We start from the raw sequence: 14,962 nt of genomic DNA, 5'->3' as shown, positions 1-14,962 counted from the left end.
GCCGCCGCGGCAATCGATCGTCGATCAAGCGGCACTGGTTCAGAATGCAGGATAGGTGCCGCATTAACCGGGCGAAGACAAGCAAGAGCTACGCGACACGCCGTCGCGTTTGGACGCGCTATCGGGCTTTTTTACTTTTCGCGGCCACATTTACCCGCTAGACGGTGGTGCAAGGCTCGGAAGCTTCCGAGAAAAGGAGGCACCATGCGCGTCAGGCTCAAGAAACTCATTGGAACCTTTTTTCTCGTCGCGCTCGTTTGCATCTATGCGGTCGTCGCCACGGTCTTCGCCGTTGCGCTGCTGGCGGATTCGAGCCCCTGGATCCATCTTCTTTATTTCTTCGGCACCGGCATATTCTGGGTCGTTCCGGCCATGTTCATCATCAGCTGGATGGAAAAACCGCCGAGAACCAAGGCCTGATCGTCAGATCAGCGCGCAAAACACAGTATCTGGTGGCCATTCAAGGCGGAATAGCGCCATTTTCCGGAATGAATCTCCTTGCCCACCATGCGATCGAGGCTGGCCCGCAGTTTCGCCAGCACTTCCGGCCCTTCTGAATAGGTGGTCAGGAACAATTTGTTCTGGAAACTCAGGAACGGGACGAGCCGGCGGTTCGCGGTGCGCATATATTCGAAATAGCCCTCGGTGACCGTCGGCCAGAGCGGCCCGAGAAAATCGTCGAGCATGATGATCCCGCCCGGCACGATCAATTCCTGCGCAATCGACAGATCGTTGACGACATGCATGATCGTATGGCCGCCATCGACGGAGAACAGCCGCATCTTGTCGACGCCGAGCTTGTCCCGCACGTTCGACGGCGTCAGCGACATGCTGTCCGCCGCCACGGCCTTCACCTGGCGCTTCATCTGCGGAAACAGCGTGTCGAGATGGCCGGTGAATATTTCCAGCGAGCCCTTGCCGCTGTGGTCGAGGTTCTTGACCTGGTTCTCGTAGAGATCGATCGCGACGCAGTCCTCGTCGGCGCGCGCCAGCGAGGCCAGCAGGAAGAAAAGCTTGCCGTGGTGGACGCCGATCTCGCCGATCGAGCCGCGAATGTCCATCTCGTCGTGATATTCGCGGGTAAACTGCAATATCTGGATGATGCGATCGCCCACCCAGCCATGAATATTGGCCCAGACGAGCTTCCAGGCCTCCGCCAGCCGATCCGGATCCTGCTTGGAAGCCGCTTCGCTTGACGCTGCATTCCCCACCTGCTTCAGCATGGTCCCCCGCCGTCCGTTCGTCCAAGGTGGCGCATGCTGGTCATCAACGCAGGCATGCCGCAAGACGGATCGCGACGATCCTGTCCCCTCGACGCAGCTCGAGGGTCTTTATACCGGCGAGAGCCCGGATCGATCGGCGGTCAGGCCTGAATCACGCGCCTGCCCGCATTGGCCATGGGCGTCGTGGCGCCGCTCATCATGGTCTGGGCGTAGACCAGTTTCTGGAACCGGCCATTGATGGAGATACGGGGGAGCGAAAACATGCTGGCGCGGTGTTCGGGATGGATCGTGCCGTGGCGCGTCGTCACCGCGGAAACGAAGCCCAGTTCGGCCGCCAGCCGCGCCTCGCGGCGGCCAGCCGCCTTCACCGATCCATAGGGATAGGCAAAATGCCGGGGCCGCTTGCCAAGCCTGTCCTCGATCATGTCCGCCGACTGTTCCATCTCGATGGAAACGAGTTCCGGCGGCAGCTTCCTCAAATTGTAGTGGTGCACGGTATGGGCGCCAATCGTGCAGAGCGGGTCGCCGGCGATCTGTTTCAGCTCGCGCCAGCTCATGACGTCGCGCTCGGCGGCAACGCCGCAGATCATGCCCGCCTCGGCGCACATCTGCCGCAGCACCGGCAATTGCTCGACTTCCGAGAGCACATAGGAGAAATGGCGCATCAGCGCATGAAAGGCGGTGCGTTTCTGCAACATGGTGCGGCAGCGCCATTCCGGCCCTCCCGGTATGCGCACATGCTCCGACCGCGCGACGAGTTGCTCCACCACCTCCCACCAGAGCACGGCGGCACCCTCGACGAGGCCCGGTGCGGCATAGATGGTGAAGGGCACATTGTGCTTCTGGAATACAGGCTGCGCGTGGTGGAGATTGTCGCCATAGCCGTCGTCGAGCGTCACGGCGACGAAACGTCCGGCCCCGGGGCGCGCTCCCTGCGACAGCCGCTCGCTCATTTCATCCATCGCGATGAACTCGGTTCCCTCTTCTTTTAGCGAAGAGAGCACCGTATCGAGAAAGTCGGGCGTGATCGAAAGCGAGCGGGTGACGCCGAGCGGGCTGACGCAATCCGGCCGGACACGATGCAGCATGACGATACAGCCCAGCCCGCCATACCGGGCACGCGCATGGGAGGCGAAGCCGGTATGCCAGGCAAGCCGCATCACGGCCTTTCGTACCAAGTCGGCCGCGTGGACCATTCCTTCACCAATTCACGTTAAGCTGGAAATCCGGCAGAGCACCAGTCATGCAATCTAATTGTTTAAATATTGTTGATCAACGAGGCCAGCGGCCTGCGCCACATGGAAAGCGGATATCTCCTCGATGGGTCGTCTGAAGGCTGAAATCCTTGCAAATGAAGCCGAAATCGCTGCCGCATGGGCAAAGGTCGCCGGCCGCAGCATTGCCGGCGGCAGCCAGACCGAGGCCTGGTGCCGCCTGTGGCGCGGGCATGTCAATGCGGATTGCGTGCTGGCGCTTCTCAGGGACGAGAGCGGGCCGGTTCTGATCCTACCCCTTGCGATCCACAGGCATGGGACAGTGCGCGTTGCTGCCCTGCCCGGCGGCAAACATGCCAATTGCAATTTCCCGGCGCTGCTGCCCGATGCGACGGTCGCAACGGAGGACCTGCAGGCACTGCTTGCGGCCCTGCACCGCGCGCGGCCGGACATCGATGCCCTGCTCGTCGAACGGCAATTGCCGGAACTGCACGGCGTCCCCAACCCGCTGCTGCGGTTGAACGTCCGCCCCAATCCGAATGTCAGCCTTGCCATCTCGCTTGGCGGCGGCTTCGATGCCTTGCTTCAACGATCGAGCGGCAAGAAGAAGCGCAAGAACCACAGGAACAGCCAGCACCATTTCACTGCCGCAGGCGGCCACCGCCTCGTCGTTGCGGACACCGCGCAGGAGGCGCGTGAGATGGTCGGTTCCTATCTTGCGTTCAAGCAGGAGCAATTCGCCAGGGCGGGCATCAGGAACACCTATGCACCGGCCGGCGTGCGCGACTTCTTCGAGGAGCTCTTCGCCGCCGGTGCCGGGCAGACGCCGCCGCGCTATGAGGTGAAGGCGCTTGAAGTCGGCGGCAAATATCGTGCCGTCATGGGCAAATCGTTCAGCAACGACACCGTGTTCATCGATTTCATCGGGCTGGCGCAGGACGAGCTTTCCTCCGCGAGCCCCGGCGCCTTCCTTTTCTTCGAAGACATCAAATCCAGCTGCGAGGCGGGCTTGGCGATCTATAGTTTCGGCGTCGGCGACGAGCCCTACAAGCGCAGCTGGGCCGACCTGCTGACGCCGACCTACGACACCAATATCGGCTTGACCGCCAAGGGCCGCCTTTATGTCGTCTGGCGCAACCTGCGTGCCGATCTCATACGCGGCATCAAGACGAATGACGCCCTTTGGCCGCGGGTGAAGCGGCTGCGTGCGCTGCTGTCACGGCGTTGAAACGTCGATCCGCCCGGCCTTGGCTTCCAGCCTTGCCGCTTCGAAAGGCGCAAGCAGGATCGGGTCCGGCATGGCGACGCGGTGCATGTCGGCAACCATGTCGCCGATGACCTTATGGTCCGGATCGACGATGCTGAAGACGATTTCCGTCCCCTCGGCCAATAGCGGCTTCAACTCTGCGACGCTCGCTTCGCCGGCATCGATGATCACGAGATCATAGGCCGATTGCAGCGCGCCGAGGATCATGGGCAGGCGTCCAGCCGCCTGCATCGCCTGCATGGGATCATGATCGCCAAGCGGGATCACCTCGGCCTCCGAATAATTGTCGTGATGGATGACGTCGCTGAAGTGCTTCTCCGAAACGAGCAGATTGGTGATGCCGGGGAGGCTTGCATCGTCGAGCATGGAGCGGCCGATCTCGCCTGATCCCGTCATGTCGATCAACACGACTTTCACGCCCCGGTCGGCAAGCTCGCGGACGAGCAGGATGGTCAATGCCGACGCTTCATCGCCCTCCGGCGAAAGCACGACAGCGCGGGCCGCACCGCTCTCCATCAGCCGGCTTGCCGCATCGGCGATGTTCGAGTGATCCACCGCCGGAAGGGGCACAGGCTGATTCACCGGTTCTGGCGTCGGCTCGGCGATTGCCGCCGGAGGAGCAACGGCGGTGACGGCCGGTTCCGGCGCGAGCGCGGCGGCGGGGTGATCCTGCAATTCGGGCCGAACCTTCGTCCCGCCCGATGAAACCGGTGCCGGGCGCAATGCGGCGCCGCTGAACAGCGCGTGCAACAGGGTGGCGATGCAGAGCAACAGCAGCGAGACGATGAAAGTCGCCGCCGTCATCGGCACGACCTTGGGGAAATAGGGTTCAAGCGGCCGATCGGCGCGCGAGAATATCCGCGCATCCGCCGGGGTGTAGCCGCGATCGGTGCGCGACGATGCTTCCCTGTAGCGCGTGAGGTAGGATTCCAGCAACTGACGTTGCGCGGCCGCCTCGCGTTCGAGTGCGCGCAGCTCCACCTCCTCCTCGCCCGCGCGGGAAGCCTGCGCCTTCAACTGGTTCAGCGCACGCGTCAACTCGGCATCGCGCAGCCGCGCCGTCTCCGCCTCGTTTTCGAGGCTGGCAAGCACCTTGCGCGCCTCCTGGCGGATCTGCCCGTTGAGATCGGCCAATTGCGACCGCAGCGCCCTGATGCGCGGATGCCCGCTCAGCAGCGTGGCGGAAAGGTCCGCAATGTCATTATTGAGCTGGACCTGCCGCTCGCGCAGGCGCTGGATCAGCGGCGATGCGATGACATCCGGAAGCGTCTCCGGCGCGGCACCCTTGGCGAGCGCGGCGCGAACGCCTTCCGCCCGCGCCTCGACGGCGGCCCGATTGGCCTTCACGCGCGACAGTTCCGAAGAGAGCTCGGACAATTGCTGGGTCGCGAGGACGGCATTGTTCTGGCCGATAAGAAGATCCGACGAGCTGCGATAGGCTGCAACCTTCGCTTCGGCCTCGCGCACGCGCTTGCTCAGATCATCGATTTCCGGTTGCAGCCACCCGGTGGCATCGGCATTGGCGTCGGATTTCGACGCCTGCTGCATGGCGATATATTCATCGGCGATGGCGTTGGCGATATCGGCGGCGAGCTGCGGGCTCTTCGACGAAAACTGCACGACGACGACGCGGGACTCCTGCACGCTGTAGACAAGGAGGCGATCGCGCATTGCCTGGACGATATAGTCCTGCCTGGTATCGGCATCGGGCGCCTTGGCGATCCCGACCGAAATCATCAGCCTTTTCAGCGCCGATGGCTCGATGGCCGCCGAAAGCTCGGCATTGGTGGCGAGGTTGAGCTTGCCGGCGACGCGCCGCAGATTGTCCGGCGAGGCGATCAGCTCCACCTGGCTCTTGATCGCTTCCTGATCGAGGATCGGACCGCCATCGCCCTGCTCCGCCGCCGGCTTGGTGAATACCGATTCCCGCGCCTCGATGAGAATGCGCGTTTCCGCGCGGTATCGCGGCGAAATCACCGAGAGGAGTACGAAGGCCGCCAGCGTCACCAGCAGGGTGCCGACGGCGATCCGGCGCCAGTTGCGCCCCAGGCTGGCGAACAAGGCGCCCATATCGATATCGACGTCGTCACCGGTGGAACGGGCCTGAGGCATGCGGGTACTCCCAAATCGAACGTTGCAAGGGTAAACGCTTATGGTAACTAGCCCGTTAAATTCATCCGTCGGTTGCGGATGCCCGCCTTTACCAGCCATTAACCCTAATGAAATGATAATACGGCGACAGAATCGTAGGCTCGTGCCGTTGTTGGGACCAAATACGTGGTAAGAAAACAGATATTCCTGGCCTCCATCAGCGCGCTCTGCATTGTGCTTGGCGGCTGCGCAAGTTACCGCCCTGCCCCGCCGGCCTTCAACGAGGCCATCAACAAGCCCTACCTGCTCGACGCCGGCGACCGTATCCGCCTGACCGTTTTCGAGCAGGAGGGCATTACCAACACCTATAGTGTCGACCAGGCAGGCTATATCTCGGTGCCGCTGATCGGCAGCGTCCCGGCGCGGGGAAAGACCATCCAGCAGATCGAGGCGGCTGTCGCCGACAAGCTGAAGAAGGGCTATCTGCGCGATCCCGACATCGCCGTCGAGGTCGACCGCTACCGGCCCCTGTTCATCATGGGCGAAGTGGGCGCGGCCGGGCAATATTCCTACGTCCCGGGAATGACGGCGCAGAAGGCCATAGCGGCGGCCGGCGGCTTCAGCCCGCGCGCCAACCAGGAAAATGTCGATGTGACGAGGCAGATCAACGGGGAAAGCCTGACGGGCCGCGTCACCATCTCCGAACAGGTCCTGCCGGGCGACACGATTTACGTGCGCGAACGCTTCTTCTGAAGCCGGCAATGTCGCCGAACGCCCCTTTGCGGATCGTCCACTGCTTCCGGGCTCCCGTTGGCGGCGTGTTTCGCCATGTTCGCGATCTCATCGATGCCCAGATCGCCGCCGGGCACATTGTCGGCGTCGTCTGCGATGCCACGACCGGCAGCGCCTTCGAGGAGCAAAGGCTGGCGGACCTGCAGCCGAAACTGGCGCTCGGCCTGCAACGGGTCGAGATGCGGCGCAGGGTCGGTCCCGGCGATGTGCTGGCGGCGCTGCGTACCTACAGGCTGATCGGCAAATTGCGGCCGGACATATTGCACGGCCATGGCGCCAAGGGCGGCGTCTACGCCCGGCTTTTCGGCACCTGGCTCCGCTGGACCGGCAATCGCACCGCGCGCTTCTATTCGCCCCATGGCGGCAGCCTGCATTATGATGCGGGCAAGCTGACCGGGCGGGCGATATTCGCCATCGAGCGCTGGATCGAGCCGATGACGGACCGGATCATCTTCGTCTCCGGCTTCGAACGGGCGACCTATATCCGCAAGGTCGGCGAGCCGCGCTGCCGCTCGGTGCTCATCCACAATGGCCTTGCCGAGCGTGACTTCGAGCCTCTGCCCGCAAACGACCCGGCGGCGGATTTTCTCTTCATCGGCGAGATGCGCTATCTCAAGGGCCCCGATATCTTCATCGACGCGCTGGCAAGGGCCGGGCAGGCAAGCGGGCGGCGGCTCACCGGCATCATGGTCGGCGACGGCCGCGACCGCACGAGCCTGATGCAAAGCGCAAATGCCGGCGGGGCAGCCGCGATCGAATTTCGCCTGCCCATGGCGGCGCGCGACGCATTTCAGCTGGCGCGGGTGGTGGTCATTCCGTCCCGCGCCGAATCCCTCCCCTATATCCTCCTTGAAGCACTGGCGGCGGGACGCCCGGTCATCGCCAGCCGTGTCGGCGGCATTCCCGAGATACTCGGCGCGGACTCCCCCGCCCTGATCGAACCCAACGCAGACCGCCTGGCCGCGAAAATGCTGGAACTCCTCGCCGATCCCGATACATTTCAGCGTCACCTGCCGGATATCACGACCCTGAAGCGGAGTTTCAGCGTGAACAGTATGGCAGCGCGGATGGAAAGCGAGTACTACGAAGCTCTCAACTCGTAATTGTAGCAAATAATTAGGCTCGCGTTGGTATTGGTGTCCCCATCATGGGTGATGAAGCAAAGCAGAAACTGACACGAGAGGCCGTCCGCAACCTTGCACAGGAGGATGGCGAGGCAAAGGCGCCGCGCTCGTCCCTCAACGCGACGGCCCGCACCATCGCATCCCAATATGCCCGGCCGACCAATTCTCCGGTGATGATCAGCGGCATCATGCGCATCATCGAATTCCTGATCATTGCAACGTCGGGTATCGCGGTGTTCATGATCTATGTCGGCCTGTCGCCCTATTCGGTCTTCCACTACCTCCTGGCAATCGTCCTGACGGCGCTGGCAGCCGTGTTCCTGCTGGAACTTGCCGACAGCTACCAGCTGGCAACGATGCGTGACCCGTTCAGCAAGATCGGACGCCTGCTCCTCGTCTATTCGGGCACCTTCGCCCTCATGTCGCTCGCCGCGTTCTTCCTCAAGATATCCGAGGATTATTCGCGCGTCTGGTTCGGAGCCTGGTATGCGAGCGGCCTTGTGCTGTTTCTCGTCTTCCGCATCATCATGTCGCGCCTCATCCGGCGCTGGGCCCGCAACGGCAAGATGGAGCGGCGCGCGGTTATCGTCGGCGGCGGCAAGCCAGCCGAGGATCTTGTCCGGTCCATCGAGCAGCAGCCCTATAATGACATCAGGATCTGCGGCGTGTTCGACGACCGCGACGCCAAGCGCTCGCCGCCGATCGTCGCCGGCTATCCCAAGCTCGGCAACATATCGGAACTGATCGAATTTGCCCGCATAGCGCATATCGACATGCTCATCGTCTGCCTGCCGATCACCGCCGAGGAGCGCGTGCTGTCGCTGCTCAAGAAATTATGGGTATTGCCGGTCGACATCCGGCTATCGGCCCACAACAACCATCTGCAGTTCCGGCCGCGCGCCTATTCCTATATCGGCTCGGTCGCGATGATCGACCTTTTCGACAAGCCGATCAATGATTGGGATTCCGTGGCCAAGCGCGCCTTCGACGTCTTCTTCAGTCTCATCGGCATCACCCTGTTCAGCCCGATCATGCTGGCGACGGCGCTCGCGATCAAGCTCGAGAGCAAGGGCCCGGTGATCTTCAAGCAGCAGCGCCATGGCTTCAACAACGAGATCATCGAAGTGTGGAAGTTCCGCTCGATGTATAGCGAGATGTGCGATCCGACCGCGCGCAACGCCGTCGTCAAGAACGATCCGCGCGTTACCCGCGTCGGCCGTTTCATCCGCAAGACATCGATCGACGAACTGCCGCAATTCTTCAACGCCTTGATGGGAACGCTGTCGCTTGTCGGCCCGCGGCCCCATGCCATCGCCGCCCATAGCCACAATCTACTCTATAATGACGTCGTCGACGGCTATTTCGCCCGCCATCGCGTCAAGCCCGGAGTGACCGGCTGGGCGCAGATCAATGGCTGGCGCGGCGAGATCGATTCCGACGAGAAGATCAAGATGCGCACGGAATTCGACCTGTTCTACATCGAAAATTGGTCGCTCTGGCTGGACCTCAAAATTCTCGTTCTGACGCCGGTCCGCCTGCTGAACACGGAAAACGCCTATTGACCGCGGTCGCTGCCGGCCAGGCGAACATCGCTTCGCCAGCAGCAAGGAACAGGTTCCTGATCGCCCTGTTGCGCAACGCCGCCATCGGGCTCGGTGTCTTTCTCAGCGCTTTCGTCATCGACGAGCCGGCGCCTTACGAGCTCTATATGGCCGGCCTCGTCGCCATCTGGTGTCTCTTCGGCCTGCGCCTGTCCCGCATCAGCGCCGTGCTGCTGCTGATGCTGGTCCTGTTCAATATTGGCGGCGTGATCTCCATGGGGCAGATGCCGGACCTGAAGACCGCTCCGATGTATCTCGCAGTATCGCTTTTCCTGGCCTTTACCGCGGTATTCTTCGCCGCCATCGTCAGCCGGGACGAGCGGCTTCTCGCCACCATATTCGGCGCCTATGTCCTTGGCGCGATCGCCACGGCGAGCCTCGGCATCCTCGGTTATTTCGATGCCTTCCCGGGCGCCGAGCTCTTCACCCGCTATGGCCGGGCGATGGGCGCGTTCCAGGATCCCAATGTGTTCGGGCCCTTCCTCATGCTGCCGCTGGCATGGCTGCTTCACGGCGTGCTGACGGGAAGCATCGGCGGGCTGCTCATGCGCACCGTCCCGATTCTCATCCTCGTGCTGGCGGTTTTCCTGTCGTTCTCGCGCGCGGCCTGGGGCATGGCGGTATTCGTCGTCGCCGGACTGGCGCTGCTGCTCTTCATCCGCAACCCGTCGCCGATGTTCCGCCTGAGGATCATCGCCCTCGGCACTGCCGCGGTCCTGATCGCCGTCGCGGCGATCATCGTCGCCCTGCAGATACCGAGCGTCGCCGAACTCTTCTCCGCGCGCGCGCAACTGGTGCAGGATTACGATCAGGCCCAGTTTGGCCGCTTCGCCCGTCACTGGTATGGAATGCTGCTTTCCATCGACAATCCGCTCGGCATAGGCCCACTGGAATTCGGCCCTATCTTTGGCGAAGACACGCATAATATGTGGCTGAAGGCTGCACTCGATTATGGCTGGCTCGGATTCATAAGCTACATCACGCTGATGATGACCACTTTCGGCCTCGGCCTGCGCATCCTCTTCCGCGACCGGCCATGGCAGCCATATCTCCTCTGCGCCTATCTGGTCTTCGTGGCGCATCTGCTGATCGGCAATGTGATCGATACCGACCATTGGCGCCATTTCTACCTCATTATCGGCCTGATATGGGGATGTATCGGGCTGGAGGCACAGCACAACGCAGCGCAACGTCCGCAGGCGTGAAGCAACGCCGCTGTCGCTGCCCGCTATTTGTTGACGCTATTTGTCTATTATTGCACCTGCCCGAAATGTACCGTGAAAAATCAACATGGAGCGCTATCCGCTTGAACCAACTACAACTTAGGATTGCATGGAAATAGCTGGACAAAACCGGGTGTCTGCTTGATGGTTCGGTCAACGACGGAGTAGAAAGCAGAATCATCAGGTTGCGCCAGCGGATTTCGACATTGATATTTTTAGACGAAGATAATCCCAATTATTCCAGGTCGGACGGCGAATTGATGCAACGCGCCTTCGATATGGCCGCCGAGGAACTCGGCATTGCGCAGCCAGGCTGTTCGGAACAGGCGACGTTGGCGCGTTTCGTGCGCGCCGCCTATATCATCGGCAATCGGGATGTTCAGTCCATAGCGAAGTTTTCGATAGAGGCGGTACTGCTGCGGCGCAGGGCGCAGAACAAACCGTAAGTTCCCGGCTCCTTGCTTCCCTCGGGAAGCTGGTCGGAGTGGCCGGATTCGAACCGACGACCCCTTGACCCCCAGTCAAGTGCGCTACCGGGCTGCGCTACACTCCGAACCGGGTGAAGCCCTAGAATACCTCGCTTTTTTTAGCAATACCCAAAAACAGAGAAAACGAACGAAGCGCACACAAATGCGTCGCGGAGGTGGCCGCCAGCCCCGAAGCATGGCGCAGCACAGCCGGTGGAGCGCTGTTTCGCCTAGTCCTCGAAGCGGCCCGAGGCCTCGCGGTCGCGGTCGTATCGCCTTGCCAGCGGAAATTCCGGCAGCCAGGATTCGCGGCGAATGACCCAGCTTTCATAGGTCGGCATGAATTGATCCGTATCGTCCAGCGAGCCCAGATTCACTTCGATCTCGTCATCGGTCCGCGCAAAGACCGACGAGCCGCAACGCGGACAGAAGAACCGCCCCTTATAGTCGCGTGTTTCACCCTCGACTGTCACCGCCGCCTCAGGGAAGATTGCCGAGGCATGAAACAGCGCGCCATGATGCTTGCGGCACTCGAGACAATGGCAAAGACCAACCCGATAGGGACGCCCCGTGGCGACAAATCGCACATTGCCGCACACGCAGCCGCCGGAATATCGATCCATGCCGCGTCTCCTTCCAATCTCAAGCCAGCGAAAAACCGTGTTCCGCAAAAAGGTCGCTCGACCTGGTCTAGGTCGAACCGCCCCTTCTGCTGCGACGAAGCATGTACTCCTCGCGGCGCCGCATTTCATCGGCGCTTATCTCCCGTCGCGGACGGTCTGGCCGGCTGGCCTCGGGCCGGTCCGGCCGATCTACCCGATCCGGTCTGTCGGGGCGATCCGGTCTGTCAGGACGGTGCCTGTCGGGACGATGCCTGTCCCAGTCGCGATGCCGCCGCCGGTCACGATCATGGCGATCGTAGCGGCTATAGCGATAGCGGTCATAGCGATCGTAATCGCCGATATAAGTATCGGAATATACGGCGCCGCCATAATATCCGCCCGAATAGCCGCCGTCATATTCGCTGCTGACGCAGCCGGTCAATAAAAGCCCGGCCCCGACTACGATCCAAGATCCTTTTCGCATCGCGATGTCCTCCTGCCGCCCGATAACTCCCGACACTGCCATACGTTCCATCCCGCCACCAGAGCAATTATGGCCCGACACCAACGAGCTCGCCATGCGTGGCACCACGGGCAAAGCCATCAAGGGCGATCTGCATCTGCCTCACCGATTGCGGTCCGCCATGCCCCTCCTCTTCGACCATGCACAGACGGCTTGTCGGCCATGCCCGGTGCAGCCGCCATGCGGTGATGGCTGGACTGCTGATATCCCGGCGCCCCTGTATGAGAACCGCCGGAATTTGGGAAATCCTGCTCATATTGTTCAGGATCTCGGCGCCATCGCGCAAAAACCCGTCATTTGCCCAGTAATGCGTAACCAAAGTGGCGAATTCCAGGAGTTGCTCATCGCTGCGCAGTTTCCCGGCATGCGCGAAGTTGGGATCGAGCGATATATGCACGCTTTCCCATTCGTTCCAGGCACGGGCTGCCAATACGCGGTCGGCATCATCCTTCCCGGCAAGGCGGCGTGCATAGGCTTTGATGAGGCGCTCTTCCCTGCCTTTGCCCGAAGCAGCTTCGAGCCTTTCCCAGGCTTCCGGGAATATTCGCCCCATATGCCCGGTTATCCAGTCGATCTCGGCCCTGCTGGTGGTGGTTACCGCGAGCAGAACGAGTTCGGAAACGCGTGCTGGATGCGCCTGAGCGTAGGCCAGGGCGAGCGTAGCGCCCCAGGAGACGCCGGACACCAGCCACTGCCGCACGCCGAGCCGCGCTCGAATGTGTTCGATGTCGGAGATCAGGTCAGCTGTGGTGTTTTGCTGGAGGTCAACGCCCGCGCTTGCGGCCGAAGGTCTGCTTCTCCCACAGCCGCGCTGGTCGATACCTATGATGAAATATCGATCCGGATCGAAATGCGACCGGTAGCGGCCTGAACCAAGGCCGCTACCGGGACCGCCATGGAGATAGAGGGCGGGCTTGCCTTGCGGATTGCCGGATGCCTCCCAATAGATCTCATTTCCGGCCGAGCAGGCAATGTGGCCGGAGGCGAAAGGTGAGATTTGCGGGTAGCTCATGGGAACGGTCCAGCGTTGAAAGTTCCGGCTGTCCTAACCGCGGCCTTCGTCAGTTCGATGACATGCGCACCGGTCAAAGGCCGAGTTGCTTCATGATAGCATGGGCGAGCCTTATGCGCTCGTCATTGGGATAGAACTTGTTGGCGAGGATGACGATGCCGAAGCGCTTTTCCGGCACGAAGGCGACATAGGCGCCGAAACCATTGGTCGAGCCGGTCTTGTTGACGAACACGTCCCTGCGCGGCTTCTGCGGCGGCGTGATCGCCTTTACCGGCACCGGATCGCGCGACATGGTAGTCGAATTGCCTTCAAGCAGGGCATCGAGCTTCGCCGGATAGTCATATTGCTCCCAGACAAGATCCTGCGTCATCGGGCCCGCCTTGAAATAGGCGGCGCGGGTGGCGTCCAGCGCCTGCTGCAGGTCCTTGTCGATCTCGACTTGCCCCATATTCGCATCGGCAAAGCGGAGAAGGTCGGATGCCGTCGTCTTGACGCCATAGGCCTCGTCCGCGAGCATGCCGGTGTCGTCGACGCGAACCGGCTGGTCGTTCTTCCTGTGGCCCTGCGCATAGTCGGCCATCCTTGCCTTGGGAACATTGACATAGGTGCTTGAGAGGCCAAGCCCGCCAAATACCTGCTTTTCGACCAGGGTCGCAAAATCGCCCTTCATGGCCCTGGCCGCGACGACGCCGAGCATGCCGACGCTCGGATTGGCGTAATTGCGGTGCGAGCCCGGCGCGAAAGTCGGCTCCCACTCGGCAAAATAGCGCATGAGCTGACGCTCGTTCTTCACCTCATCCGGCACCTGGAGCGGGAAACCACCCGGCGTATGGGTGCCGAGGTGGAATATCTCGATGCCGCCGAAGGTGCTGCCGTCCAGTTCGGGCACATATCTGGCGATCCTGTCGGTGAGCTTCAGATCGCCCTTCACTTCGGCATAGGTCGCCAGCGTTGCGGTGAAGGTCTTGCTTATGGAACCGACCTCGAAAATCGTGTTCTCATCAACCGGCTTGCCGCCCTGCTTCGCAGCCACGCCGGACGAAACCAGATAATGCCGGCCATCGAGCGAGATGCCGACCGCCATGCCCGGAATGCCGTATTTCTGCATGACCGGCCCGATTGCTGCATCGACGCTTTGCCTGATCTGCTGCTGCCGATCGTCGGCCCGCGCCGCCATCGGCAGGCACATGGCAAGTAGAAACCCCGCCATAATCGGCCCAGCAATAATTGGGTTCGGTGCTGAAATACGCATCATCATCTCCTCTTTTCGGCGCCATCGGCAAATATGGATTTGCGCGCCGGCAGATGTCTAAGCTCGTCGACATGCAAGGGCAAACGACGATATTTCGTGGCTGACATGAATTAAACTAGGCCTTGGCGCCTGACAGCCGTGCCGGCGCCCATCGGGGCCGTTGACGATCGAGGCCAGCCTATGGGAAATTGCCTTTCGGCCCCGAGGTTGGAGACGTCTGCCATGCGTGCTTTCTACCGGTTTGCGACCCTGATCCTTGCCAGCCTCCCGGTCCAGGCCGTTGCCGATCCATTCGTGTCGTGGAATTCCAACGAGGCCGGCTTCTGGCTGGAAGTGGATAATCAGGACGACCGCAACTGGGCCTGCACGGTCGAATACCGCGTCACGGTCTCCGGAAAGGAAGCGCTGCGGGAACATCGGTTTCTGGTCGCCCCAAAGTCCAGGAACATCGTCTTCGTCCCGCCGTTCAGCCCCTTGCCGCGCGGACAATGGTCCTTTGCGCCTGAAGGCAGGGCGAACTGTACCTGACCCAGGCAGAACGGAACCGGCGCCGCATATGCGACGCCGGGAC

The 14,962-nt window shown here is 61.7% G+C and carries 15 protein-coding genes and 1 tRNA gene; 8 read left to right on the top strand and 8 right to left on the bottom strand.

Going from position 1 to position 14,962, the window contains the following annotated elements:
* Positions 1 to 204: 204 nt before the first annotated feature.
* Positions 205 to 420 carry a DUF2842 domain-containing protein gene (locus OSJ75_RS16225; RefSeq protein WP_267228746.1) on the top strand — a complete coding sequence of 72 codons (216 nt, stop codon included), beginning with the start codon at positions 205 to 207 and terminating at the stop codon, positions 418 to 420.
* 8 nt (positions 421 to 428) lie between these two features.
* On the opposite strand, the gene OSJ75_RS16220 is transcribed toward OSJ75_RS16225, so the two are convergent.
* Entirely contained in the window at positions 429 to 1,223 is a 795-nt protein-coding gene (locus tag OSJ75_RS16220; RefSeq protein WP_267228745.1) for a class I SAM-dependent methyltransferase, read from the bottom strand.
* 140 nt (positions 1,224 to 1,363) lie between these two features.
* Positions 1,364 to 2,383 (bottom strand): polysaccharide deacetylase family protein, encoded by a 1,020-nt coding sequence (locus OSJ75_RS16215; RefSeq protein ID WP_250018177.1) that lies wholly within the window; start codon positions 2,381 to 2,383, stop codon positions 1,364 to 1,366.
* A gap of 160 nt (positions 2,384 to 2,543) precedes the next feature.
* Here OSJ75_RS16215 and OSJ75_RS16210 point away from each other — a divergent pair, with 160 nt between their 5' ends.
* The gene (locus OSJ75_RS16210) at positions 2,544 to 3,665 is read left to right on the top strand and encodes a GNAT family N-acetyltransferase (protein ID WP_267228744.1); all 1,122 of its coding nucleotides are present in this window, start codon (positions 2,544 to 2,546) and stop codon (positions 3,663 to 3,665) included.
* Here OSJ75_RS16210 and OSJ75_RS16205 read toward each other — a convergent pair.
* Positions 3,654 to 5,816, bottom strand: a complete 2,163-nt coding sequence (locus tag OSJ75_RS16205; protein ID WP_267228743.1) for a GumC family protein — start codon at positions 5,814 to 5,816, stop codon at positions 3,654 to 3,656. The two genes, OSJ75_RS16210 and OSJ75_RS16205, sit on opposite strands and share 12 nt — an antisense overlap.
* 165 nt (positions 5,817 to 5,981) lie before the next feature.
* Between OSJ75_RS16205 and OSJ75_RS16200 the strand changes: the two genes are divergently transcribed.
* The 5 genes from OSJ75_RS16200 (at position 5,982) to OSJ75_RS16180 (ending at position 10,981) form a co-directional block, all read left to right on the top strand.
* Complete coding sequence (locus OSJ75_RS16200; protein WP_267228742.1) at positions 5,982 to 6,548, top strand: polysaccharide biosynthesis/export family protein; 567 nt, start codon at positions 5,982 to 5,984, stop codon at positions 6,546 to 6,548.
* 8 nt (positions 6,549 to 6,556) lie between these two features.
* Positions 6,557 to 7,690, top strand: coding sequence for a glycosyltransferase family 4 protein (locus OSJ75_RS16195; protein ID WP_250018186.1), 1,134 nt, complete (start codon positions 6,557 to 6,559; stop codon positions 7,688 to 7,690).
* Between the two features lie 44 nt (positions 7,691 to 7,734).
* On the top strand, positions 7,735 to 9,273 hold the full coding sequence (locus OSJ75_RS16190) for an undecaprenyl-phosphate glucose phosphotransferase (RefSeq protein ID WP_250018188.1): 1,539 nt from the start codon (positions 7,735 to 7,737) through the stop codon (positions 9,271 to 9,273).
* A complete protein-coding gene (locus OSJ75_RS16185) occupies positions 9,270 to 10,517 on the top strand; it encodes an O-antigen ligase family protein (protein WP_250018190.1) in 1,248 nt (415 codons plus the stop codon). The genes OSJ75_RS16190 and OSJ75_RS16185 overlap by 4 nt, the downstream gene beginning before the upstream one ends.
* Positions 10,518 to 10,795: 278 nt before the next feature.
* Positions 10,796 to 10,981, top strand: coding sequence for a hypothetical protein (locus OSJ75_RS16180; protein ID WP_267228741.1), 186 nt, complete (start codon positions 10,796 to 10,798; stop codon positions 10,979 to 10,981).
* Positions 10,982 to 11,011: 30 nt separating this feature from the next.
* Here the strand turns inward: OSJ75_RS16180 and OSJ75_RS16175 are convergent.
* The 5 genes from OSJ75_RS16175 to ampC form a co-directional block, all read right to left on the bottom strand.
* Positions 11,012 to 11,088: transfer RNA gene (locus OSJ75_RS16175), tRNA-Pro, on the bottom strand.
* A 144-nt stretch (positions 11,089 to 11,232) separates the two neighbouring features.
* Entirely contained in the window at positions 11,233 to 11,625 is a 393-nt protein-coding gene (locus OSJ75_RS16170) for a GFA family protein (RefSeq protein ID WP_267228740.1), read from the bottom strand.
* 67 nt (positions 11,626 to 11,692) lie between these two features.
* Positions 11,693 to 12,088, bottom strand: a complete 396-nt coding sequence (locus OSJ75_RS16165) for a hypothetical protein (protein ID WP_267228739.1) — start codon at positions 12,086 to 12,088, stop codon at positions 11,693 to 11,695.
* Between the two features lie 67 nt (positions 12,089 to 12,155).
* Positions 12,156 to 13,139: a prolyl aminopeptidase gene (pip, locus tag OSJ75_RS16160; protein WP_267228738.1), complete on the bottom strand. Its 984-nt coding sequence runs from the start codon at positions 13,137 to 13,139 to the stop codon at positions 12,156 to 12,158.
* A 73-nt stretch (positions 13,140 to 13,212) separates the two neighbouring features.
* A complete protein-coding gene (gene ampC / locus OSJ75_RS16155) occupies positions 13,213 to 14,391 on the bottom strand; it encodes a class C beta-lactamase (protein WP_323748387.1) in 1,179 nt (392 codons plus the stop codon).
* A gap of 222 nt (positions 14,392 to 14,613) precedes the next feature.
* Here ampC and OSJ75_RS16150 point away from each other — a divergent pair, with 222 nt between their 5' ends.
* Positions 14,614 to 14,919, top strand: coding sequence for a hypothetical protein (locus OSJ75_RS16150; RefSeq protein WP_267228736.1), 306 nt, complete (start codon positions 14,614 to 14,616; stop codon positions 14,917 to 14,919).
* Positions 14,920 to 14,962 lie beyond the last annotated feature (43 nt).

It is taken from the genome of Phyllobacterium sp. 0TCS1.6A, assembly GCF_026420825.1.
Classification (GTDB): domain Bacteria; phylum Pseudomonadota; class Alphaproteobacteria; order Rhizobiales; family Rhizobiaceae; genus Phyllobacterium.
The sequence above is the reverse complement of the archived record's forward strand: the minus strand, read 5'-3'. Positions and strand labels throughout refer to the sequence as shown.